This is a genomic window from Bacillus cihuensis (assembly GCF_000504145.1).
GTDB lineage: Bacteria > Bacillota > Bacilli > Bacillales > DSM-1321 > Peribacillus > Peribacillus huizhouensis.
The window spans coordinates 704,132-727,867 of record NZ_KI632497.1 but is presented as its reverse complement, the minus strand read 5'-3'; the positions used below and the strand labels follow the sequence as shown (position 1 = coordinate 727,867).

The window sequence follows — 23,736 nt, the reverse complement described above, 5'->3', positions numbered from 1 at the left end:
TTTCGGTTACAGGTACTCGCTTTCAGCTGGTGGACTCAGAAGCCTTCTCAGTGCTTAGCACAGGCGGGTCACCCTTCAATACACTCCTCTAAGCAGGTAAAAACTAAAACAAAAATCATTATGAAAAGAGCTTAACTTATAAAGGAGATAGATATAATGCGAAGCGAATTAATGGATTTACTTGAAGCACGTAAAGACGAAATGATTCAAATTCGCCGTTATTTACACGAAAATCCGGAATTATCTTTTAAGGAAGAAAAAACAGCACAATATATTGCCGATTTTTATCAAGGTAAAGACGTTGACATTCAAACGAATGTTGGAAATGGATATGGCATTATTGTAACGATTAAAGGTGGTAAACCAGGAAAAACGATTGGATTACGAGCAGATTTTGATGCGTTGCCAATCGTAGAAGAAGCTGATGTTCCGTTTAAATCGAAAAATGAAGGGGTTATGCATGCATGTGGACATGATGGACATACGGCATATTTATTAGTGTTAGCAGATTGTTTAATTCAGTTAAAAGACTCGATTTCAGGTACGATTAAAATTATTCATCAACATGCGGAAGAGGTTCCACCGGGTGGAGCGAAAAGTATTGTCGAATCTGGTCTACTTGATGACTTAGATGCGGTTTACGGAATTCACTTATTCCCAACTAGTCCTGCGGGTAGTGTAGGATACCGTAGTGGTTATGCAATGGCAGGAAGAACGTATTTCAAATTAGGCATTCAAGGTGTAGGTGGACATGGTTCCTCACCTCATTTAGCTAACGATGCGATTGTGGCTGCTGCTCATTTTGTGACAGCTGTTCAAACGGTGATCAGTCGTCGATTAAATCCATTTGAAGTCGGTGTTATTACAATCGGTTCTTTTGATGGAAAAGGTACTTTCAATGTGATTAAAGATCGTGTAGAACTTGAAGGTGACGTTCGGTATATGACGAAGGAGACGCAAAATTTAATCGATCAAGAAGTCCATCGATTGGTAAAAGGAATTGAAGCGCAATTTGATGTGCAGTGTGAACTCACATATACAGCGGATTATCCTCCATTATACAATAATCCTGAATTGACAACTAAAGTTGTAGAAAGTCTTGAAAGCCTGAAAGATCATGATTCAGATATTAAAGACGTATATGAGTTCGACATGCTATCTGGATCAGAAGACTTTGCCTACTATTTAGAAAAAATTCCCGGTACATTTTTCTACATTGGTTGTAAACCAAAAGGGGTAGAGAAAGCCTATTTCAATCATCATCCAAAATTTGATATCGATGAAGATGCCCTTCTTGTAGCGGCGAAATCAGTCGCTCAAGTAATTTGCAGTTATTCTAATAAAGAATAAGTTATCATTTGTAAACTGGATATTTGTTTCGTAATAATAGATCTATTTAATTGTAACTCATTGTATCTGAATAAAAATAGGGAGGGAACAATTGTGAGAAAACAATTAATGGACATGTTAGAGGCACGTAAAGATGAAATCATTCAAATTCGTCGATATTTACATGAAAACCCTGAATTATCTTTTAAGGAAGAAAAAACAGCACAATATATTGCCGATTTTTATCAAGGTAAAGACGTCGATGTCCAAACGAATGTTGGAAATGGATATGGCATTATTGTAACGATTAAAGGTGGAAAACCAGGAAAAACGATTGGTTTACGAGCAGATTTTGATGCATTGCCAATCGTAGAAGAAGCTGATGTTCCGTTTAAATCGAAAAATGAAGGGGTTATGCATGCGTGTGGACATGATGGACATACAGCATATTTATTAGTTTTAGCTGATTGTATAATTCAGTTAAAAGATTCTATTCCAGGAACGATTAAAATTATTCATCAACATGCGGAAGAGGTTCCACCAGGTGGAGCAAAAAGTATTGTTGAATCAGGTTTGATTGACGACTTAGATGCTGTATACGGTATTCATTTGTTACCAATGGGTCCAGCAGGTGTTGTGGGGTATCATGCAGGATATTCATTCAATGGAAGAGCGTATTTCAAATTAAAAGTTCAAGGGGTAGGCGGGCACGGCTCTTCTCCTCATTTGGCTAATGATGCCATTGTTGCTGGTTCTCATTTTGTTACTGCCGTCCAAACCATTATTAGCCGCAGGTTAAATCCATTTGATGTCGGTGTTATTACAATCGGGTCTTTTGATGGCAAAGGTACTTTCAACGTCATTAAAGACAGTGTCGAGCTAGAAGGTGATATTCGTTATATGACTGTAGAAACAAAGGAAAAAATTGAGAAAGAAGTTCGTCGTCTTGTAAAAGGCCTTGAAGAAGAATTCGGAGTGACTTGTGAGCTTACGTATGAACCCGATTATCCACCTTTATACAATAACCCTGAACTTACAGAACAGGTTGCACAAAGTCTACGAAGCATGAATGATAAAGATATTAAAGAAGTGAAGGAATTTCCGGCATTACCACCATCAGAAGACTTTGCTTACTATGCAGAAAAATTCCCTGCATGCTTTTTTTACATCGCATGTTCTCCAAAAGGTGTAGGAAATCCTTATTTCAATCATCATCCGAAATTTGATATTGACGAAGATGCCCTTCTTGTAGCGGCAAAATCAGTTGGGCAGGTTGTATGTAGTTATTATGAATTAGACTAACAAAACGCCATCATTTACCATGAAGGATCCATCCTGTAATGGTGGAGGTGCGGAGCCGGACTTTGAAGAACCTTCTTAATAAAGTACGTATATCTGCAAAGTAAATTGGCTAGATTAGTAAGCCGAAGCCCTGTCCCTACATCATTCATGAAAAAGAAGTATGACTTCGTTTTTGCAATCTATTAATGAAATGAGAATTGAGTTTCATTCATTTACTCATCATAATATCAAACCTTATTACATTCTTGGCATTGTGGAGGATGTGATAAGGTTTTTTGTGTTTCTATAGTAAATCATGAATCTCTAATTCGAGCTCATGAAGAAGAAGACCAAGGCACGGTCGTAGATGTAATGCAAAAAATAGGGAATTTTTATACATGAGTCGTACAGTTTTTTTACTCTCGCATGATTCTTCTGGATTTTCTGAGTACTGTTTGAATCGAAGCAAGGTAATCTCCCTTCCCTTTTCATCCTATGCTCCTACGTCTCGAGACTTAGAAAAAGATAATCCTAGGGCTCCATGTTTTTCATGTCATATTTTTCTAAAATGAACATGTAAGGTATATGTTAGTTAATGAGGAGGAATTATGAACAAAATGTAAAATTGTTAATTTTTATAATTAAGGGAATAATGAGTACTTTTTCAGTGGTTTTATGGTAATATTTGTATCGGTGTAAAATTTATTTTTTCAGAGGTGATGTAGTAGTGTCGTTCATAACGAAGTGGGCGTTTGGTAATAAAGCCGCAGTTTCATTAGTGACCATATTAATTTTAATAATTGGTGTTGTTAGTTATTTTAGATTACCAATGGAGTTTCTGCCTGCTGCTGATAATCCACAGGTAACGATTATCGCAATGGGTCAAGGTACAGATTCGAAAACAATGGAATCAGAGGTAACGATTCCTGTAGAAAGAGCAGTAACTGGTGTGAATGGAAAGAAATCTGTCTACTCTACAACAGGAGATGGTTTCTCAAAAGTTGACATATTCTTTGAAGCAGGATCGGATATGAAGCAAGCCAAACAAGACGTTCAAGATGCATTAAATCGTGTAACAATGCCTCCAAATATATCAAAGCCTACCGTTTCGCAACTTAATACATCTATGATTCCCATTGCTAATATAGCCGTAACTTTTGAAGATGGAATGACGCCAGATAATATGGCGTTAGCACGGGAAAAACTCCAACCGTTATATCAAGATATAAAAGGTGTCTCGAGCGTTGATTTGTATGGGATTACAGATTCCATCATATCCGTCAAAATTAATAATGATAAATTAGCTGAAAAACAAATTTCACTGCAAGCAGTTATGGGTGTTCTTCAAGGTCAAAACACAGCCTTGTCCGTCGGCGAAAAAATCATTGATGGAAAAACAAGCAACATTAAGGTGATTGGTGACATAACTAGTTTAGAGAAGTTGAAAGGATTAATGGTAGCTCCAAATGTAACGCTAGGAGATATAGCAGCGATTACAGAAACAAAGAATGCGAATTTCATTAGTCGTTTTAATGGGAAAGATAGTTTAGATATAAGCATTACGAAGGATAGCCAATCAAATGCAGTGACAATAAGTAAAGAGGTAGAAAAAGTAACGAAGGAAATAAATGAAATATATGATCAACAAGAGTCTGTTGTTTACATATCATCTGCTGACATGGTACAGACCTCTGTACAGACAATGATGAAAGAAGTCCTGCTTGGTGCACTTTTCGCAACCATTGTCATTATGGTATTTTTACGAAATATCCGGTCTACTTTTATTACCATTGTATCGATTCCACTATCACTTTGTTTTACACTATTCTTGCTGTCGTGGTCTGGTATTACATTGAATATTTTAACACTTGGCGGAGTCGCTGTTGCAGTAGGGCGACTTGTTGATGACAGTATTGTTGTCATCGAAAACATTTTTCGAAAAATGCAAACAGAGAAATTTTCTGTTCAAATGGTCATTGATGCAACTAAGCAAGTAGGAGTTGCTATTACCTCCTCAACATTAACAACAGTGGCTGTTTTCTTGCCGATGAGTTTGTTGAATGGAGGACTTCAAGAATTTCTTTTACCATTTGCTTTAACGGTCACGTATTCCTTGCTTGCTTCCCTCATCGTCGCATTGACCGTTGTACCTTTAATGAGTGCGGGTTTACTGAAGAATACAAAGCTTCCTGAACATAAACCGGCAGTACATTTCCCCAAAATGGTTACTTGGTCATTAAATCATAAATGGATTGTATTCTTGATTTCATTCCTTCTTTTTATCGGTTCGATCGGAACTTATTTTGTCATCCCTAAGGGTGCGGTTGATAATTCTTCTGCTGACTATGTCGTTGCTACACTAAGTTATCCGAATGATACACCTATTGAAGAAGTAAAAGAAAAGACGATTGAACTAGAATCATGGGTAAGTGGAATGGATGAGGTCAACTATGTATTCTCACAAGTAGGGTCTCCGGCTGAAGCAGCTCAGTTCGGCTATGTTGGATCACCTACCGAAGCGACCTTAAGTATTTTGTTACATGATAAAGAAGACACAGAAAAGATACTAGATAAAGTGGAAAATAAGAAAAATGAATTTCCTGATGCTCAGTTAGAGGTATTCGCTTCCTCGTTTATGATGGGAGGAGCTAGTACGAATGTCACAATCGATGTAATCGGGGAAAATGTAACTGACCTTGAAAAAACAGCCGACGCTATTAAAGAAAAAGTAGAAAAAATTGATGGCGTGGAAGAAGTGACAACCAATCTAGATGAAAAGAAAACTGTTTATTCCTTAACAGTAGACCCTTCAAAAGGGAATACAGAACAAATCGCTCAACAAGTTGGTATAATGTTAAATCAAACACCAATTGGAACGATCAATTTGAATGACAAACAAACACCAGTGTTGTTGGAGCCTATTCTTGATACGAAAACAACTGAAGAATTGAAAAATATTCCGATTTCTACAGCTACCGGGCTCGTACCAGTATCGTCTATCGCTTCATTACAAAGTGAAGAGCGTTCAACTAACCAGTTCCATAAAGACGGAGAAACCTACTTACGGGTAACGGCTTCTGTCGATCCTGCAAAGCTGTCTGAAATATCAAGCAAGGTGAATCTTGAGATATTCGGGGATCAAAAGGATCAAGTAGGGATGGACCTTCCAGAAGATGTTGACGTTTTAATTGGAGGCGCTAGTGCTCAGCAAGCAGATGATTTTATGGATTTATTTCTCATTATGCTTGTTTCCATCGGTATTGTATTTTTAATTATGGTCATCACCTTTAAATCGGTTAAAGCACCCATTGCTATTCTCTGCTCTCTTCCGCTTGCAGCAATCGGAGCTGTTTTAGGAATTGTCATAAGCCGAATATCAGTAGATATAACTGCACTTCTAGGGGCATTGATGCTCATAGGAATTGTCGTGACAAATGCAATTGTTCTTTTAGATCGCGTTAAACAAAACGAACAAACGATGATCATTCGGGAGGCGTTGGTAGAAGCAACAGCTACTAGAATGAGACCGATTTTTATGACAGCAATCGCCACAATCTGTGCAATGATTCCATTATTATTGAAAGAAACTGAAACTGGAAGCTTAGTCTCACAAAGTCTAGCCATTGTGGTCATTGGAGGCCTAGCCATGGCGACCTTACTGACACTAATCGTCATCCCATGTATTTATGAGCTACTTTATTTTAGGAAATCAAAGAAACAACGGGCTGTTGAAAGTGTTGAACAAGAAATTTCATTATAATTAATGGTGTCCTAATAGGGTTTGACCTCGCACTCTAAATACGGTATATAGGAGCAAAATTTAAAATACTAACTATAATCTGTATATAGCAGTTGTGAGGCCAAACCCTTTGCATAATTAATCCATTTAGTGTTGTGTTATTAAATCGGTTTTTTTGATAGATAAGCTACTTTCAACGTCATTTAAGATGGTATCAAGCAGAAGGTGAGCATCTTTATGCAACTACATAGTTCATTTTATTAAAAGTAAATTATATCCTTTTGGTTATAATTGTAACTTCTATATTTATGTATAATTGAATATAATTTGTTAGTGGCATAAGTAAAGGAGGACACATCTATGATTGAAAACCAAGCAGGATTTTGGGTGCGTTTTGGCGCACAGGTGATTGATGCACTTATTTTTATCGTATTAGGATTAATATTAGGAGCAATTTTTTCGAATGGGACATCTGAATGGTTGAGCAATATTATTTCATTTTTATACGCTTTATTGCTTCCTATCTTTTGGTATGGTTATACAGTTGGGAAAAAGGCACTTGGTGTTCGGATAGTGAAGCTTGATGGGAGCCAGGTCACATTCTGGACGATGATTAAGCGTTATGTCATTGCAGGGATTGTATATGGACTGCCTTCATTTCTAGGGATAATTGGCTTTATTGTATCATTTGGTGTTTCTGGATTTGATGTCTTCATGAGTGAAGATCTGATGTCGGATGCGGTAGTAAGTGAATTATTTAAAGGGTTTGCTTGGCTATTCATTGGCTTGTTACTTTCAGGTGTTCTCTATGTAATTAGTGCTTTCATGATTGGACTACGAGAAGATAAGCGCGCGATTCACGACTTAATTGCTGGCACATATGTAACGAAAAATAAGCCGTAATTAAAAATAATCGATTGGATCAAAATAAATGAATTGATTATATTTTATTGTTATCACTTTAACATTCCAAAGGAAGAGGATCAGGCAGTTAATGTCTGGTCCTCTTCTTATTCGTGAAACTACATGAAAGGCCCATTTCATTGATCGATACACATCTAGAGAATGTTCATCCTGTCTCGCCAATTTGCTTTCTGGGGTATATTACTTGAAAGTATTCAGTTGGCTACTTGGAGATATACGAATTTCCTGTAATCCAGAAACGCCATGGATAGTCCTTTGCTTCACCACTGTTTCCGATGCCGATTCTAGGTCCACTAGAAATATGTTTGGGTAATATACCTGGTGTAATATAAATCGGTGGTTTCGTATAGCACAAGCCGTAGTCCTGCATCGTAATCCCAAGTGCCTTTGTTAATTTCCCGGGGCCATTCGTCAGCTTCTTCTCAGTTTGCAAGCCACGCCTTTGCTGCATCAATTCAATCCCCTCGATTGGTTCCAAAGCTCGAATGAGGATGGCTTCGGGTTTATCAACTCCACCACTCGTGACATTTACCAGTGTATGAGTATGCATTTGGTACGTATATACCAATCCAGAATGGCCAAACATTATTTCTGTCCGCTTCGTTCGCCGATTGTTAAAACTATGGGCGGCGCGATCTTCAGGTCCTATATAAGCTTCTGTCTCGACGATATATCCTGAACAAATGCCTTCAGATGTCTCTTTTACCAATAAACAGCCAAGTAAAGATTTTGCGAGATCCAAGGTTGATTTTTCATAAAAATCTATGGCTAATGCGTGAAAATTTGTCATATGTATTCCTCCACTGGTTAGCAGTTTTTAAAAAAGGCTGTTTTCACATACTTTGTTGCTTTTCAATCATTTTCACACTAATAACCCGGGTTGATTTCCGTTGTAGAGGCGGTCTCAGAAGCCTCCTCAGTGCTTTGCACTTGCGGGGTCTCCCTCAACACGCTTTTCCCGCAGGAGTCTCGCACCTGTAACGAAGATCAACATCTGTTCGAATTGGTTTCTTGCTAAAAACAACAATCTTTACGAAAAGAGCCTTAAAAAACAATTTAATTTCATTTATCCCACATTAATGGGTCAGTAAAACCCCCACTGATAGAAGTGCACTTTATTGAAATGTATTTATGAAAATATCTTAATTGCTAAATAATAGCATAGTTCATTTAAATCATCTTATAATAAAGTGAACCTTCCATCATTGGTTTTTGTTTTCAATGATGTATTGTTAAACTGGATCGTAAAGAATATTCAAATAGGATGTGTCTTACATGAATAAACAAATAGGATTTATTGGCTGTGGAAAAATGGGACAGGCGATGGTTTTAGGGATGATTACAGCGGGTGTTGTTCCAGCTGACTCAATAAAGGTAAGTACAAGCTCAGAAAATACGTTACGAATGGTTAGGGAAAAACTTCATGTTCAAGGATCGCTAAATAATCAAGAGATTGCCCAGTTTGCAGATATCTTATTTTTAGCAGTTGAACCATCAAGTTATGCGAAAGTGATCGAAGAAATTAAATATGATGTGAAAGAAGAGGCTATTATTATAATGATTGCAGCAGGCATTTCCATTCAAACGGTGGAGTCTGCTTTCGGTAAGGCAGTTAAATTGGTAAGGACGATGCCAAATACACCCTCATTAGTTAGAGAAGGAATGACGGTATTATCCATCAATGAATTAATCACTGAAAAAGATTTGGCGGATGTAGAAGAAATCTTGAATGCGTTCGGAAAAACAGAACTGCTGAAAGAAGAATTAATGGATGCAGTGCCTGCTATTAGTGGTTCTTCACCCGCCTACGTCTATATGTTCATTGAAGCATTAGCTGATGGCGGAGTCAGAGATGGTATTCCGAGAAAGCAAGCGTACAAATTAGCTGCCCAAGCTGTACTCGGAGCTGCGAAAATGGTGCTTGATACCGAAAAGCACCCTGGAAGTTTGAAGGATGATGTATGCACACCAGGAGGATCAACGATTCGAGCTGTAGCTGCATTGGAAGAAAGTAATTTCAGGGCATCGATCTTGAATGCTATGAAAGCATGCACTCGGAAAAGTAAAGGATTAGATGACGAATAAAGAATGGGAGAAAAGCCAGTTGCGATTGGCTTTTTTTTTTCGAGCAAACTATACGAAGTTTATTTCTATAACAGGAGTGTGAATATATTTAATTTTCCGTTAATATGAATTAAGATTAAGTTGGACAACGATTAATGAAGGGGAGAGACATTATGGTAGATTACGTGAAAGTACTGAAAAGTCTATTAGCAGAAGACCGGGTAACGATTAATCAAACGGTATTGGAGCAGCACAGCCGGGATGAGTCCTATCATACTCCACATTTACCAGATGTCGTCGCATTTCCAGAAAGTAAAGAGGAAGTAAGTGCATTATTAAAATTCGCAAATGAACAGGAAATTCCTGTCATTGCTTTTGGACTCGGCACAAGTTTGGAAGGGAATGCGATTCCTTCTAATGGTGGCATTTCACTGGATATGTCACTGATGAACAAGGTGATTGAAGTACGAGAAAAAGATTTTTTAGTCAAAGTTCAGCCGGGGGTTACGCGCACACAACTCAACAAGGCTCTAAAGAAATATGGACTGTTCTTTTCGGTTGACCCAGGTGCAGATGCAACTCTTGGTGGGATGGCAGCGACAAATGCTAGTGGAACAACTGCGGTTAGATACGGGATCATGCGTGATCAAGTTCGTGACCTTGAAGTAGTATTAGCCAATGGGGAAATCATCCATACCGGAAGCTTGGCAACGAAATCTTCGTCAGGGCTACATTTAAATGGGCTGTTTGTCGGTTCAGAAGGGACTCTAGGTGTATTCACCGAATTGACTCTTAAAGTGTATGGCATTCCTGAAGAAATTGTCGCAGGTAGAGCCTCATTTCCTTCAGTAAAGCAAGCGCTTTCAGCTGTGAATGGAATTATGTCTGCTGGCATTCCAATTGCAAGAATTGAACTAGTTGATGCGCGTTCAATTACACAGGTGAATACCTATATGAACAAGTCTTATGAAGAAAAACCGACTCTATTCCTTGAATTTCATGGCAACGCAGCAGGCTTAGCTCAAGATGTAGAGTTTGCAAAGGACATTGTTCGTGATTTAGGTTGTGAGAATATTACGTTTGAAACTGATTCTATCGCTAGAAATGAATTATGGGAAGCGCGGCATAAGCTGGCATATGCTTTGATTCATAGTTCACCTGGAAAGAAGCTTATGTCTACTGACGTCAGTGTTCCACTACATGAATTATCGGAGGCGATTTTGAACACTCGCGAAAAAATTGACCGATCGAAAGTAGAAGGAGCCATTGCCGGTCATGTTGGGGATGGCAACTATCATGTGCTCTTTATGTTGGATTTGACAGATCCAATTGAAGTAGCCGAAGCGAAGCGGTTAAATGCAGAAATTGTTGACTATGCACTTAGTCGTGGTGGAACATGTACAGGTGAACATGGGGTTGGAATAGGCAAAAGGATTTACCAGCGTCGCGAACATGGAAATGCATATGATGTCATGTTAGCGATTAAGCAAGTTTTAGACCCGAAAGGGATACTAAATCCAGGAAAAATATTTTTGGATTAAATAGAATAAACCATCTCGGCTTCTAAATAATGAGTGATCTTAAAGTCAGGATAACTTTTCGTGCGGTTGTTTCTCATTATATTCATAAATATAGGAGTATAGGATAAGGTAAAATAAATGCGTTTAACCTTATTCATGATAGGAGCGAGAAAGATTCATGCATGACGAATTTATGCAGCTTGATCACCGACCTTTTCCATTGCCTTCTTTACCTTGGTTATTGAGCCAAGTGTGGGAGGACTTATTATTTATCCATTATCCAATGGATCCGAATGTTTTAAGGAATTACGTACCACTTGAACTAGAACTTGATGTTTATCAAAATAGGGCATGGATCACGATTATTCCATTTAGGGTCACAAAAATGAAGGGAAGGGGAATACCATCCCTTCCATTGCTGAATGCCTATTTGGAGATAAATGTGAGAACATATGTAAAGTATAAAGATATCCCAGGTATCTATTTTTTCAGCCTAGATGCGAATCATCCCCTCTTTGTGATTGGACTAAAAACCGCGATAGGGCTTCCTTATAAACATGCCAATATGGAATTTAAGCAGATGAAAAATGCTTTCCAATTTAAGAGCTATAGGCTATCAGATAAAAACACCTCAGAAAAAATAAATCTAACTTATCAGCCGGGAAATGTGTTGTTTGAAACACTGCCAGGAACTTTAGATCACTGGTTGTTAGAGCGATATTGTATGTATTCGTTTTTGGGGAAATATCTCATTAGAGGAGATATTCATCATGATCAATGGAAGGTGTCAAATGCGACAGCAACCACTTCAATCAATACAATGATATCCTTTTTATCTGCTGATAACTGTCCGAATACTCCTAGTTTACTGCATTACTCAAAGCAAAGAAGAGTTTTCTGCTATCCACCGAAGAGGGTAGGAGAGAGATTGAAGTAAGTAAAAATCTAAAAAAATGGGAAATAGCATTGTAGTCGAGCGAACAAAAAACAATCTTCGCTAAGTAGAATTCAATATAAACATCTAATGATGTCGTTTATTGATTATTCGAATATCAACATAGTAAAACAGTTACTATAAAAAGGCTATATTAAACCTCATTGTTGATTTTTGCACTCTGTTGATTAGAATGAATGCCTTACGTTCCAATCAACAGACAAGTTTAACAAAGCAAAAAAAGAAAGCTTCCACCCCAAAAATGGGAAACTTCCTTTTTGTAATTTCTTGCATTTCTTAAAGAAGATGATCAATGACTATTTTGAAGATACGCTTCGAACATATCGATAATTTCAATAAACCTTTCTGCTTCCCTAAATACATGATCAGCTAGAAGAGGGTGGATATTACTTTTTATCCGGCATGCTTCGATTAAATCTCGCGCTGTTTTCTTGAAGTCCCTTAGTGAAACGACGGAAACTCTGTTTTGGTCTAGAAGGGCAGGGCAGGTGTTTCAAATTCTGGTCTTATATGCTCCAAATCCATTGCTTGGTACATCAGTTGATCAAAATCATGACTAAAGTCTAATGACCTAGTTACAAATTCATTTGCCATTATCCCCCCTTTTTTTTATCACAAGCTACTTTCATCTATATGTGATACTTCTGGAAGTCATTCATTTTAGCAGGGGGGTCCAATATTTTGCTGGATAAATGAACAAAGGCACTTAATGAACAGTGACGGCCCCGCTTGAAACTTGTAGGTTCACAGGATGTTTGCCAGAGCCATACGTTCCCTCAAATTTCTTATCTGATGTTATTTCGTTTTTTAACTGAAAGTTATTATGAATGACACCACTGCTAACTTTGCCATGAAGAGTAAAATCCGCGTCTTCAGGTAAATCTAATTTGACGGAACCTGAACTTACTGTAACATCAGCTGGACCGGTTAATTCATCAAGTTGGATATTAAGCAGGCCAGACGAAACCTCAGCTTGCAGTTCACCACTATAATGTTTGACAACCAGTCTACCAGAGCTCACGTCAAAGTCTCCAGCATTTGATGTAACAGAGTTCACTTCAAAATTTCCAGATGAAACTACGGAAGTAAAGGTATCTACCGTAAGATTGGATAAATCTGCGTGTCCTGATCCGATGTTTATTGAAAGATCTTTAAGTTCCATTGGATGATTCTTTGAGTCACCAGCAAACTTTAAGCTGCCAGATGACACGGAAATGTCCATGCTTTTATTGTAATCTTCAGGAATATAAACCGTAAGTTTAGGGGAACTGAAAAATCCAATTTGCTCAAACCATTTACGCTTGTATTCTATTATTATTTTATTCCCTTTTTGTCTCACGTTGACAGTACCCTTGCCACTTAACTTAGCTTGTATATTTGACCTTTTTTCTGGGACGACTATCGCCTCTACACTTGAAATGTGAAAATCAAGTGTATCTATTTCTTTTGTTATTTTTGCCTGATTTGATTCCGCATGATTAAAAAGCGATGGAATTGTATTGGATATTGTAAATAATAGGCCAATCCCGATAATCACAAGAAAAATCATTAGATAATTTTTCACAATAAAACCTCCGTTAGCGATTTGTTTTCGATAAGTTTATTTTAGGGAAATACTGTTGTTTAAACAATGAGCGGAGGAATTATTTATTGCTAAGACTTGAGGCGTATTAATCAACTGAAACTTCCATCATTGTTTTTCACTGAAGGTTAATTAGATTGGGATAAACGTAAAACTAAAGATGAACGTAATAATCTATCGATAAATATCAAATTTTTGAAAGAATGTTCAAAACAAAAGGGTCCGGACCCACATCTACTATAAATCGTTTAAGACGTGAACATGTCACGATAAACGGTGTATAGAGTGTGAAGCCAGACCCTTTGAGCAGACTCTTATCACTGTTTTTTTCATTTGTGAGTAGTTCTAAGAGGGTTTTGATGTTTTAGGTCGTTTATGCATTAATATTTTCGTTTTTTAATGCGGTTTCAACGTGTACGTACTTAAAGCCGAGGTCTTTGGCTACTGCCTCGAAGGTAATTTCGCCGTTTGCGACGTTTACTCCTTTTGCCAGAGCTTCGTTTTCAAGAATGGCTGTCACGGCTCCTTTATTGGCAATCTGCAGTGCGTACGGGATTGTTACATTTGTTAAGGCAATTGTTGAAGTAGTTGGGACAGCTCCAGGCATGTTTGCGACGGCATAATGGACTACTCCATGCTTCACATATGTCGGTTGATCGTGAGTGGTAATTTTGGTGACCGTTTCAAAAATTCCACCTTGGTCAACTGCAACATCAATGACAACAGAACCAGGAGACATCGCTTTTACCATTTCTTCTGTAACAAGCTTAGGTGCCTTTGCCCCAGGAATCAATACGGCACCAATGACTAAATCAGATTCAGATACAGCTTGTGCTATATTATATGGGTTAGAAATTAATGTGGAAATTTGATTACCAAAGATATCATCTAATTGACGAAGACGGTCAGGGCTGAGATCAATAATCGTGACATCTGCTCCTAAACCGACGGCTATTTTCGCCGCATTCGTACCGACAACTCCACCACCGATAATTGTTACTTTTCCACGTTTTACACCAGGAACACCACTTAATAAAATTCCTTTACCGCCATGAGGTTTTTCTAGAAATTGAGCGCCTATTTGTGCAGCCATTCTACCTGCAACTTCACTCATTGGCGTCAATAATGGCAGCGTGTTGTGCACGGAAACTGTTTCATAGGCAATTGCCAAAACACCACTATCTTTAAGCGCTTTAGTTAAATTATAGTCCGCAGCTAGGTGTAGATATGTGAAAAGAATTAAATCTTTTCGAAAATATTGATATTCTGACGCGATAGGTTCTTTTACTTTAAGAATCATTTCCGATGTGGACCAAACATCTTCGGCTGTTTCAGCAATAATAGCTCCAGCAGCTAGATAAGATTCATCTGAAAAGCTGCTTCCTACACCAGCATTTTTTTCAACATATACTTCATGACCAGCGTTACGTAAAGCGACAACACCGGCAGGAGTAATAGCAACACGATTTTCGTTGTTTTTTATTTCCATAGGGATTCCAATTCGCATAATTAAATCACTCCATTTCAAAAGAAAATTACTCTTTGTACACAAATTATAACTGCATCAGAAAAAATATGATATGTGAAATTAGAAAATTCTAAAATGAATATTTGTGGAATTTCACAAACACTCAATGAATCTGTTTTTGCTTTGCTTCTAATCGCAGCAAAATCCGGCGTTTCCGATAAAGCATATTACCAACTTCAGCTACGTCTGCAATCATGCTCCGATTGGTAAAAGCTCCAAAGACCATCCCGGCAATCGGAATCATTTGCAGGAGTTTCTTCCAACCAAATTGATCGCGATATGTATAGACGACTTCACGCCAACCTTGAAGCTGACTTACCATTTCCTTCCGACCAACTTGTTCATTGCTGTGAAATGAGGATAAATCATTTAATATCGCTTCTTTGCCAACGATATCTGCTGTCGCAAATTGCAAGCACTTAACAATAAAAACTCGTTCTTCTTTATCTTTCGGATCAAAACCATATGCTAGTGAGATATCCTGTAAGGTTTTTAAAGACAAACTTAATAATAAAGGGACGTCAATGGTCAGCGTGAAAATCCCTCCAATTCCAGTAGATGCCCCTTGTACTGTTGCAAGCTTGCTATTGGTTTTTTTTATGTCTTCGCTTACAGAACTCATGACATGTAGCGAAACATTTGCGCACTCTTCCACAGATTTAATGGATTTTCCTGGGATATAACCTTCAATTCGCTTAAAGACGGACTGTTCTTTCGTTAAATACTGCCCGCCACTTTGAACGAAGCTTCCTAATTCATCCAGAAAGAGAGCGATCTTGTCTTGAATAAATGCCGGGGTTGCTTTATCAAGTAACTTAAAGGGTAAACGTCCAATTTTCTCCCAAAACCATAACCCTTTTTGCTCCTTTTCCCATTTGTTTATAATTTGCAGTTCTGATTCTAAATATTCTTTTGATTCATTGTTCAAGGATTATCCCATCCTTTTATTTTTTTCTTAAAAAGTCTTTATAATGCCTAATTTTTAATTCGAGAAAGATGGTCATTTTTTGCATAGGATCATTCAGACGAACATGTCCAATTTCTACAATTCGTTTCAAGCGATAGTTAAGTGTATTTACATGGATATGCAGCTGTTTTGCGGCATCATTTTGGCTGCAGTCTCTATCAAAATAAACTTCAAGCGTCCGCAATAACTCGGTCTGGTGTTTTGAATCATATTTTTCTAATTTAGTTATCGAGGGATGCACTTGTTGAACAGCTGATCTTTGTTGTAAAAAATAATCGAACTCTTTGTATAATCCCAGGTCTTCATAATAAATAATCGAGGTGGTATCCTCAGGAAATGCCATTTTAATTTTTAAGGTATAAAGGGCTTCTTGATAGCTATTAATCCCGTTGGAAAGATGAGAGTAGGAAAGGCCTGAGCTGCCTAGAATTCCTTCCACACCGAAGCGGCTTTTCATTTCCCTAATGAAGAAAGGAATAAATGAATGTACCGAAGTAGAAAGTTGTTCGACATCGTCTGTAACATTCAATAAAATGAGCTTGTTCTGATCAGTCATAAATAAGTACACTCTAATCTTTTGCGTGATAGTAAGCATATAAGAAATATGTCGTTCAACTTTTTCATCAATGATTTCTGGAAATTCGAATACGATGATGGAAAAGAGGGTTGGTATCGGAAGCGAATACTTAGATAGGGCTTCTTTAATATCATTTTCTCCTTGGAAATGGCCGGTAAGAAGTCTCCATAAGAATTCCTTATTATTTGCATCTTTCTGTTGTTTCTTTAATTGATGCTGTAGCAGCTGATTTTTGGCTTCCTGGGCTGCTAATTGTAGAAATTGTAAATCTTCTCCTGTAAATGGCTGATTCACTTCAAGAACCCATATAAACCCTAGTACATCTTTGTTTTTCCGTATCGAAACAGCAGCTCGATTCCCGAGACCAACACCTTCAATAGAGCTGACTTTAATAGGAACATCCCCATCTAAAAGGGCAGGAATGACGCCCTCATTCCATAAGCGATTAATTACCTTTTCAGGCACTCTTCTGCCAAGTATTGTAGAAATTCTCGCTAAATCGGTCGTATCTTCATGCCTACTATAAGCTAGTAATCGATGGTTGCCGTCTTCGATGGTAACTGGTCCGCCCAGAACGGAACTGATTCGGTCAGCAAATTCCATCATATCACCAAATAACCCTTTGAAAATGTCTCGATTTTTCTCCCCACCATGCATATGATTAATTTCCCCTTAATAAAAAGTTATTTTTCATATATTTAATTTTAATCTACTTTTTGACATATAAGAAAGAATTAGTTTTATAAAAAGGGGGAAGTGAAAAAATTGGCAATAAAAAAACCCTTCCGCTTAATAGCACGGAAAGGAGCTTAAAAGTATTATAAAAATAAATGAAGGATGAAGTAAATCAAACCTGCAAGCGTTGCTGAAATCGGTAATGTGATAAACCAAGTAATAATCATGCTCTTGGCAGTACCCCATTTCACACCTTTAATCCGGTGAGCAGAACCGACACCGAGGATAGATGAAGAGATAACATGAGTTGTACTAACCGGTAAGTGAATAAGTGTTGCTCCGAAGATAATGGCAGCACCAGTTAAATCGGCAGCAACTCCATTTACAGGACGGATTTTCATGATTTTTCCACCAACAGTTTTAATGATTTTCCAACCACCGACTGATGTACCAAGACCCATTGCCAGCGCACAAGAGAATTGTACCCAGAATGGAATGTCACTGGATGTTGTGTAGCCATTTGTTATTAAAGCAAGAGTGATAATTCCCATAGCTTTTTGAGCGTCATTTGTTCCATGTGAGTACGATTGAAGGGCTGCCGTAGCAATTTGAATCGTACGGAATTGCTTGTTAGTTTTTGTTAAATTATTATTTTTAAAGATCACTTTAATAATGGAATAAACGATAAATCCAACCGCAAATGCGAGAATTGGTGAAATGATTAGAGCTTGAAGGATCTTTAAAAATCCGCTCCATTTAATTTCTGTAAAACCAGCCGCTGCAATCGCTGCGCCTGCAATTGAACCAATCAAAGCATGAGAAGAACTGCTAGGAATTCCGTAATACCAAGTGATTAAATTCCAAGCAATGGCTGCAATAAGGGCAGCAAGAATGACAGTGGAACCATTCGGTATGGTAAACGGGTCAACGATGTCTTTTGTTATGGTTTTGGCAACGCCTGTGAATGTCATAGCACCAACGAAGTTCATTGTTGCAGCTAAGATAATCGCATGGCGTGGTTTAAGAGCTTTCGTTGAAACAGAAGTTGCAATGGCATTGGCTGTATCATGGAAACCATTGATAAAGTCAAATCCAAGTGCAAAGATGACGATTAATAACGTTAATAGAAATAAACTATCCATATGTGGAAGACTCCTTACGCGTTTTTCATGATAATAGTTTCAAGTGTATTGGCGACAGTCTGACAATGGTCAGCAATTTCTTCAAGGCTTTCATAAATTTCTTTATATTGGATAATACGAATTGGATCTTTTTCAACTGAAAACAGATTTTTAATGGATTGACGTTGAATTCCATCACAAACTGATTCCAAATCTTTAATTTTAATCGCGTGTTCACGAATATCTAATAATTTTTTTGTTGTTAAAAGGTCAACAGATTTTTCAATTTCATACGTACATTCTTTAATCGCTTCGACAAACTTCAACATATATTCATCCGCATGGATAATTGAATACATTTCAAACAAAGCAGCGCAGTGTTCAAGGCCATCTAACACATCGTCCATGCTCATTGTTAGTAATAGGATATCTTCACGCTCAATTGGCGTAATGAAGGCATTGTTTAAGTCTGTAATAACGCCATGGACCATATCATCGCCTTTATGCTCATACTCTTTCATCATTTCTGAGAAAACCTTAAGATCGCTAACATTCTTCAATTTAAAATCATGAAAATAATCAGCGCTCTCTTTTAAATTTTGAGAAATATTAATAAGAGCATGTGCGAACTTGTCTTTCTTTGATTTGAAAACCATTTGAAAACCCCCATAAAAGCAGAATTGGTATAGATTTAACATTTAAAAGGCAATAGCCTATGTATAGTATTAGCGAACTTATTGTAACGAATTCTATTAGTTATAGGGAAGATATTTCGACGAAAATTTACAAAAACTTAACAAAACAAATACAGAAAATTTAAAATACATTATAATGTGTGCTTTCTACATCAATAAAGATCAATTATAATATAAGGTTATGCATTTCTTGGGAAATGGATATAGACAAAACGGTTCTTTTCTTTTACCTGTATTAATGGACAGAAAACCCCCGATTAGTGAAATACAGTGAAACTTATCGAGAGTTACGCAGAGGTATAGTTTGCGCCAACAGATTGTGGGGCACAAAGAAGAAGACATGAGGACGCGGTGTACATAATCTGTGAGTATTGAAACTTAGATCTAGAGTCGATTTATCTACGCTGTGCGGAGATAGTAACGACTATAGAACGGGAATAACAATCAGTACGAGTGAAGAACTCCCTCTGCTACTGAATTTCACTTTATCTAAACCATTTCTTTAGAAGAAGAAACCAGTTAATGGTATAATCTTTGTAATTATAGAGGAGGTTATTCGATGATCAAAAGTATAAGCGAAACTATCACATTACATAACGGTGTAGAAATTCCACAGCTCGGTTTTGGTGTTTTCAAGGTTGAAAATGGAAGTCAAACTGTTGAATCAGTAAAGAAAGCGTTAGAAGTAGGATACCGTTCCATCGATACTGCTGCTATTTATAAAAATGAAGAAGGTGTGGGGCAGGCAATTAAAGAAAGCGGAATTCCTCGTGAGGAACTTTTCATCACATCTAAAGTTTGGAATACGGATCAGGGGTACGAATCAACCTTAAAAGCATATGAAGCAAGCCTTGAACGACTTGGACTTGATTATTTGGATTTATACTTAATTCATTGGCCGGGGCAAGATAAATATATTGAAACTTGGAAAGCACTTGAAACTCTTTATAAGGAAGGCCGTGTACGTGCCATCGGGGTAAGTAACTTCCATGTTCATCATTTGGAGAACTTATTAGCAAATGCAGAAATTAAACCAGTTGTAAATCAGATTGAGCTACATCCACGTCTTTCGCAGCCTGAAATTAGAGAGTTTTGTAAAAAGCATGATATTAAAGTTGAGGCATGGGGTCCGCTTGGTCAAGGACATCTTATTGATGAACCAACCATCAATCACTTAGCTAAAAAACATAATAAATCTGCCGCGCAAGTCTTAATTAGATGGCATTTACAGCATGGTACGATAGCTATACCTAAGTCAATTACTCCATCTAGAATTGAAGCGAATGCTAAATGTTTTGACTTTGAATTAAGCTTGGACGAGATGAACAAAATTGATGCATTAAATCTCAATGAGCGTTATGGATCAAACCCTGACGAAGTGAAGTTTTAAATAAAGTGAAACTTTAATCAGTGGGGTTACACAGCCCGTTAATGCGGGATAAAAACCTGTAACAAGCAGATCGTTGCTTGTTTCAGGTTTTTTTATGTTTGAGGGTTTGACTTTAAAACTCGGTTCTAGCTCAAAGAGGGAAATTAGCTATACCCGCTTTGCTCAATAATAATCATTGAAATAATTACATTTTTTTATTCAAATTTTTTTGGTTTTAGAATGTGAAAAGGGGGAAAGTAACTATATAAGACGGCAAGTAATGATTCGGTATTAATTATCCGAGTGGGGTGAAGGGTGACTTTGCAGTTGATTAGTTTAGAACAAGGATATTATTCAATATTATAGGAGTAGGTCACCCGAATTTGATTGGACCCTAAAAAGCTGCCGTTCAATAAAAGTAAGAGAAAACTTTAACTCTTAGCTTTTAGAATAAAAAAATTTAAGGAGGAATTAAATAATATGAGTTTTCTTTGGTCATTAATTATTGGTGGGATTATCGGTTGGTTGGCAGGAATGATTATTGGACGTGATGTGCCGTTTGGTATTATCGGAAATATTATCGCAGGTTTCGTGGGTGCTTGGTTAGGTTCATTAATTTTAGGTAATTGGGGACCTGTTGTCTCTAACTTCGCGATTATTCCATCATTGATAGGTGCTATCGTCTTCGTATTTATCTTAAGTCTAATCTTGCGTGGTACACGTCGCGCTTCATAGACCTATCACCATATAAAAAAGGGATGCCAATTTGGCATCCTTTTTTTATATGGTAAAAATAGGCAGTTCATCTAAATAAGGTGCAGGTATACATAGTTTTTCTTCAGTAATAGGATGAATAAATTCAATTTTTCGGGCATGTAAAGCTTGTCGATGGTAAGTTTTCTTTCCCCCATACAATGTATCGCCTGCTAATGGGTGTTGAATATGACTAAAGTGAACCCGTATTTGATGGGTCCGTCCACTGTCTAATGTACAGCTTACCATTGTTACATTTTTTTTAGGAAAAAATTTTAGAACTTTATAATGAGTGATTGCTGTTTGTCCAGTTAGGGATGCTCTTCTTCTGGTTGCGTGATGGCGGTCTCGGCCTATCTTTGCATCGATGCAACCTTGTTCACTATTCATTTTCCCTTCTACTAAAGCAACATAGGTCCTAGTTATTGTACGATCTTCTAACATTCGATCTAGAATTGCACCAACAAAGGGGTTTTTCGCAAACAGCACTGCACCTGTTGTATCTTTATCAAGGCGATGGATATGTTTGATAAACGGCTTTTGATTCGTTATTGCTACATGATATGCAACTCCATTGAGGAGTGTATTAGTTTGTTTGGGGTTTGTTGGATGGGTATCCATACCTGCCCGTTTATTAGCAACTAAGAGGTGATCATCTTCATACAAAATATCGATTTGGAGATCATTCGGCACCGGTAAATCAGTGAGAGGACATTCGAATACGGGAATGCCAAGCATATCACCTTCCTGTAGAGGTTTAGTCCACTGAGCCGTTTCTCCGTTAATTGTTACCTTTTTACTCATTCGCCATTCATGTACCAGTTTTTTTGGTGCTTTCCAATAGTCTTTCATAAGTTTTTCTATTGTTAATTCATTCCATTTTTGAGGTGCAGTAATTACCAAATTATCTTGATTTCGCTTATTATTAAGCACTTTTTCCACCACTTTCGACATATTAATAAATAATTCGACATAATACAACATTTTCTGACAGGCTAATGGGATTTTTATGAATCTTTCTACCTAGAAATAAAAAATAAGTGGTGATATTTCCCTCCCTTTCTTCCTGATTCTTATGGTATTCTATTGGAAGAAACTGAAACCATTATCATACTTATTGATTTACAAGGGTGGGTTGTTCGTGAAGATTGTTTACTCTTCTACTTATGAACAAGAACAAAGAATAGAGAATCTTGTTTCATATTTTTTTGATTTTGTTTTTCCGAAGTATTTTCCAGAAACTGAAATCGCACATTTTAAAAAAATTGGAGTGCTGAAGTCTGAAGCATATGCAGAGACGTTAAAAAGAGCGTACCAGATTATGACTAGTTTGCAAGTTATCATCACGATTCTAGAGAGAAATGGAAAAAATGAACAGCGTTCGGTTAAAACGAAAATGGAATTACTATTAAGCAAAAATATTCAATTACTTAATGAAAACGGTATGTTTTTCCCTTTTTTTAGCAATCACTTTCTACAATCAAATGATGTAAATGAAGAAAACTCTTCAATGCTTTATGAAGAGCCGACAAGACAATTTTTAAACTAGTCATTATCCTTCATTTTACCTAAATAAGAGGCTGACGCAAATTCGTCAGCCTCTTAATCATTTTGCAAAGGAAAAAATCTTAATTATCTTTTAGTGTATTATTAGTGAACAAGTACTTAAAAAGGAGCTTCTTTTCATTAATTAACGCCATTGTTTTCAAACCATTGTTTAAACGTTGCTTCATCATTTTCACCCATGATGCGGGCTTGTTCCACGCCATTTTTATAGTAGACAATTGTTGGTGTTGCCTTTATATTGTAATCATTCCAGCCTTGTTCGAATTCAAGAAGATTGTATTGAACAAGGTCGATGCCCATTTCTTCAGCGAGTGGAGCCACAATGGGAGTGGTTCTTTGGCAATGTTCGCAAAGAGGACTGAAGTAATAAACAGCCACATCCTCTTTTGCTTCTAGCTTCTTATTTAATTGCGCTGGAAGGATGATGTTTTGATAGTTTGGATCATCCAATTGATCTATAGTTGCTGGCTCAAGCTTGTCCGTACCATATGGATTATCTGTTGCCTTTAATTTTTCGTCTTTTTGCATAGTCGTTACAATTCCTAATGTTGCGAACAACGCTAAAATAACGACTAGAAAAATAATGATTTTTTTCATGCGTACTCCTCCTTGGATTTTTTCCAGATGATAGTGCTACAGATGAAGATTAGGACGAATGCAGTCAAAGCAAGGAACGGTATGGTAATAAAGCCGAACCAGTTAATATACTGCCCTGTACACGGAACCCTTCCACAAGAAACGGCATGATCTCCGAAGAAAGAAACTTTTTGAATTAAATAATGATAGCTTGAAATAAGAGCTCCAATCCCGGATAGAATCATGGTATATAAACTAATACGATAATCTTTTCTTGCAACCGCAATCCCTAATAAGACAGTAAATGGATACATGACAATTCTTTGGAACCAACATAGGCTACATGGCTCATATTGTTTAATCTCGGAAAAGTACAAGCTGCCAAGCGTTGCGATGACAGATACTGCCCACGCAAAGAATAAATAGTTTTCACGCTTATCTTTTATCATTTTTCATCTTCTCTCCACCTATTGTTTTTTCATAAAAATTATAGTATGTCCAAAGCCCTTCTGTAA

At 37.3% G+C, this 23,736-nt stretch carries 20 protein-coding genes and 1 pseudogene; 10 read left to right on the top strand and 11 right to left on the bottom strand.

All coding sequences use genetic code 11. From position 1 onward, the window contains the following. The first annotated feature begins 156 nt into the window (after positions 1-156). From V179_RS0121640 to V179_RS0121625, 4 genes are all read left to right on the top strand, one after another. Positions 157-1,350 (top strand): M20 family metallopeptidase, encoded by a 1,194-nt coding sequence (locus tag V179_RS0121640; protein ID WP_028393335.1) that lies wholly within the window; start codon positions 157-159, stop codon positions 1,348-1,350. Positions 1,351-1,443: 93 nt separating this feature from the next. After that, a complete protein-coding gene (locus V179_RS0121635) occupies positions 1,444-2,631 on the top strand; it encodes an amidohydrolase (protein WP_028393334.1) in 1,188 nt (395 codons plus the stop codon). Positions 2,632-3,337: 706 nt separating this feature from the next. Then, positions 3,338-6,370 (top strand): efflux RND transporter permease subunit, encoded by a 3,033-nt coding sequence (locus V179_RS0121630; protein WP_028393333.1) that lies wholly within the window; start codon positions 3,338-3,340, stop codon positions 6,368-6,370. 339 nt (positions 6,371-6,709) lie between these two features. After that, complete coding sequence (locus V179_RS0121625) at positions 6,710-7,252, top strand: RDD family protein (protein ID WP_051405075.1); 543 nt, start codon at positions 6,710-6,712, stop codon at positions 7,250-7,252. A gap of 223 nt (positions 7,253-7,475) precedes the next feature. Here the strand turns inward: V179_RS0121625 and V179_RS0121620 are convergent, their stop codons facing one another. Then, positions 7,476-8,063, bottom strand: coding sequence for a DNA-3-methyladenine glycosylase (locus tag V179_RS0121620; protein ID WP_028393331.1), 588 nt, complete (start codon positions 8,061-8,063; stop codon positions 7,476-7,478). Positions 8,064-8,548: 485 nt separating this feature from the next. On the opposite strand from V179_RS0121620, the gene proC reads away from it, so the two are divergent. From proC to V179_RS0121605, 3 genes are all read left to right on the top strand, one after another. Next, positions 8,549-9,358 (top strand): pyrroline-5-carboxylate reductase, encoded by an 810-nt coding sequence (gene proC, locus V179_RS0121615; protein ID WP_028393330.1) that lies wholly within the window; start codon positions 8,549-8,551, stop codon positions 9,356-9,358. Between the two features lie 152 nt (positions 9,359-9,510). After that, positions 9,511-10,878 carry an FAD-binding oxidoreductase gene (locus tag V179_RS0121610; protein ID WP_034302158.1) on the top strand — a complete coding sequence of 456 codons (1,368 nt, stop codon included), beginning with the start codon at positions 9,511-9,513 and terminating at the stop codon, positions 10,876-10,878. 157 nt (positions 10,879-11,035) lie between these two features. Further along, positions 11,036-11,794: a YqjF family protein gene (locus V179_RS0121605; RefSeq protein WP_028393328.1), complete on the top strand. Its 759-nt coding sequence runs from the start codon at positions 11,036-11,038 to the stop codon at positions 11,792-11,794. Positions 11,795-12,101: 307 nt separating this feature from the next. On the opposite strand, the pseudogene V179_RS30270 reads toward V179_RS0121605, so the two are convergent. From V179_RS30270 to V179_RS0121570, 7 genes and pseudogenes are all read right to left on the bottom strand, one after another. Next, positions 12,102-12,397, bottom strand: a pseudogene (locus V179_RS30270) (DUF2935 domain-containing protein); the annotation flags it as partial. A 121-nt stretch (positions 12,398-12,518) separates the two neighbouring features. Further along, positions 12,519-13,376 (bottom strand): LiaG family protein, encoded by an 858-nt coding sequence (gene liaG, locus V179_RS0121595; RefSeq protein WP_028393327.1) that lies wholly within the window; start codon positions 13,374-13,376, stop codon positions 12,519-12,521. A gap of 391 nt (positions 13,377-13,767) precedes the next feature. Then, on the bottom strand, positions 13,768-14,901 hold the full coding sequence (gene ald, locus V179_RS0121590; protein ID WP_028393326.1) for an alanine dehydrogenase: 1,134 nt from the start codon (positions 14,899-14,901) through the stop codon (positions 13,768-13,770). A 124-nt stretch (positions 14,902-15,025) separates the two neighbouring features. After that, positions 15,026-15,850 (bottom strand): EcsC family protein, encoded by an 825-nt coding sequence (locus V179_RS0121585; protein WP_028393325.1) that lies wholly within the window; start codon positions 15,848-15,850, stop codon positions 15,026-15,028. Positions 15,851-15,866: 16 nt separating this feature from the next. Beyond that, positions 15,867-17,123, bottom strand: a complete 1,257-nt coding sequence (locus V179_RS0121580) for a helix-turn-helix domain-containing protein (protein WP_028393324.1) — start codon at positions 17,121-17,123, stop codon at positions 15,867-15,869. A 161-nt stretch (positions 17,124-17,284) separates the two neighbouring features. Continuing rightward, positions 17,285-18,283 carry an inorganic phosphate transporter gene (locus tag V179_RS0121575; protein ID WP_028393323.1) on the bottom strand — a complete coding sequence of 333 codons (999 nt, stop codon included), beginning with the start codon at positions 18,281-18,283 and terminating at the stop codon, positions 17,285-17,287. 14 nt (positions 18,284-18,297) lie between these two features. Continuing rightward, positions 18,298-18,918, bottom strand: a complete 621-nt coding sequence (locus V179_RS0121570) for a DUF47 domain-containing protein (RefSeq protein WP_028393322.1) — start codon at positions 18,916-18,918, stop codon at positions 18,298-18,300. A 598-nt stretch (positions 18,919-19,516) separates the two neighbouring features. On the opposite strand from V179_RS0121570, the gene V179_RS0121565 reads away from it, so the two are divergent. Next, a complete protein-coding gene (locus V179_RS0121565; RefSeq protein ID WP_028393321.1) occupies positions 19,517-20,347 on the top strand; it encodes an aldo/keto reductase in 831 nt (276 codons plus the stop codon). 459 nt (positions 20,348-20,806) lie between these two features. Further along, positions 20,807-21,061: a GlsB/YeaQ/YmgE family stress response membrane protein gene (locus V179_RS0121560; protein ID WP_028393320.1), complete on the top strand. Its 255-nt coding sequence runs from the start codon at positions 20,807-20,809 to the stop codon at positions 21,059-21,061. 45 nt (positions 21,062-21,106) lie between these two features. On the opposite strand, the gene V179_RS0121555 is transcribed toward V179_RS0121560, so the two are convergent. Beyond that, positions 21,107-22,012, bottom strand: coding sequence for an RluA family pseudouridine synthase (locus V179_RS0121555; RefSeq protein ID WP_235179187.1), 906 nt, complete (start codon positions 22,010-22,012; stop codon positions 21,107-21,109). 208 nt (positions 22,013-22,220) lie between these two features. Here V179_RS0121555 and V179_RS28480 point away from each other — a divergent pair, with 208 nt between their 5' ends. Further along, on the top strand, positions 22,221-22,628 hold the full coding sequence (locus tag V179_RS28480; protein WP_051405074.1) for a DUF5365 family protein: 408 nt from the start codon (positions 22,221-22,223) through the stop codon (positions 22,626-22,628). Positions 22,629-22,765: 137 nt separating this feature from the next. Here V179_RS28480 and V179_RS0121545 read toward each other — a convergent pair whose 3' ends face one another. Further along, complete coding sequence (locus V179_RS0121545) at positions 22,766-23,242, bottom strand: thioredoxin family protein (protein ID WP_028393318.1); 477 nt, start codon at positions 23,240-23,242, stop codon at positions 22,766-22,768. Further along, positions 23,239-23,670 (bottom strand): disulfide oxidoreductase, encoded by a 432-nt coding sequence (locus V179_RS0121540; protein ID WP_028393317.1) that lies wholly within the window; start codon positions 23,668-23,670, stop codon positions 23,239-23,241. Before V179_RS0121540 ends, V179_RS0121545 begins: the two co-directional genes overlap by 4 nt. Positions 23,671-23,736: the final 66 nt, after the last annotated feature.

Bases quoted from the DNA above. Each gene is read 5' to 3' on its own strand.
- V179_RS0121640 (WP_028393335.1), top strand. From the start codon at position 157: ATGCGAAGCGAATTAATGGATTTACTTGAAGCACGTAAAGACGAAATG.
- V179_RS0121625 (WP_051405075.1), top strand. From the start codon at position 6,710: ATGATTGAAAACCAAGCAGGATTTTGGGTGCGTTTTGGCGCACAGGTG.
- V179_RS0121620 (WP_028393331.1), bottom strand. From the start codon at position 8,063: ATGACAAATTTTCACGCATTAGCCATAGATTTTTATGAAAAATCAACC.
- proC (WP_028393330.1), top strand. From the start codon at position 8,549: ATGAATAAACAAATAGGATTTATTGGCTGTGGAAAAATGGGACAGGCG.
- V179_RS0121610 (WP_034302158.1), top strand. From the start codon at position 9,511: ATGGTAGATTACGTGAAAGTACTGAAAAGTCTATTAGCAGAAGACCGG.
- V179_RS0121605 (WP_028393328.1), top strand. From the start codon at position 11,036: ATGCATGACGAATTTATGCAGCTTGATCACCGACCTTTTCCATTGCCT.
- ald (WP_028393326.1), bottom strand. From the start codon at position 14,901: ATGCGAATTGGAATCCCTATGGAAATAAAAAACAACGAAAATCGTGTT.
- V179_RS0121580 (WP_028393324.1), bottom strand. From the start codon at position 17,123: ATGCATGGTGGGGAGAAAAATCGAGACATTTTCAAAGGGTTATTTGGT.
- V179_RS0121575 (WP_028393323.1), bottom strand. From the start codon at position 18,283: ATGGATAGTTTATTTCTATTAACGTTATTAATCGTCATCTTTGCACTT.
- V179_RS0121570 (WP_028393322.1), bottom strand. From the start codon at position 18,918: ATGGTTTTCAAATCAAAGAAAGACAAGTTCGCACATGCTCTTATTAAT.
- V179_RS0121565 (WP_028393321.1), top strand. From the start codon at position 19,517: ATGATCAAAAGTATAAGCGAAACTATCACATTACATAACGGTGTAGAA.
- V179_RS0121560 (WP_028393320.1), top strand. From the start codon at position 20,807: ATGAGTTTTCTTTGGTCATTAATTATTGGTGGGATTATCGGTTGGTTG.
- V179_RS0121545 (WP_028393318.1), bottom strand. From the start codon at position 23,242: ATGAAAAAAATCATTATTTTTCTAGTCGTTATTTTAGCGTTGTTCGCA.
- V179_RS0121540 (WP_028393317.1), bottom strand. From the start codon at position 23,670: ATGATAAAAGATAAGCGTGAAAACTATTTATTCTTTGCGTGGGCAGTA.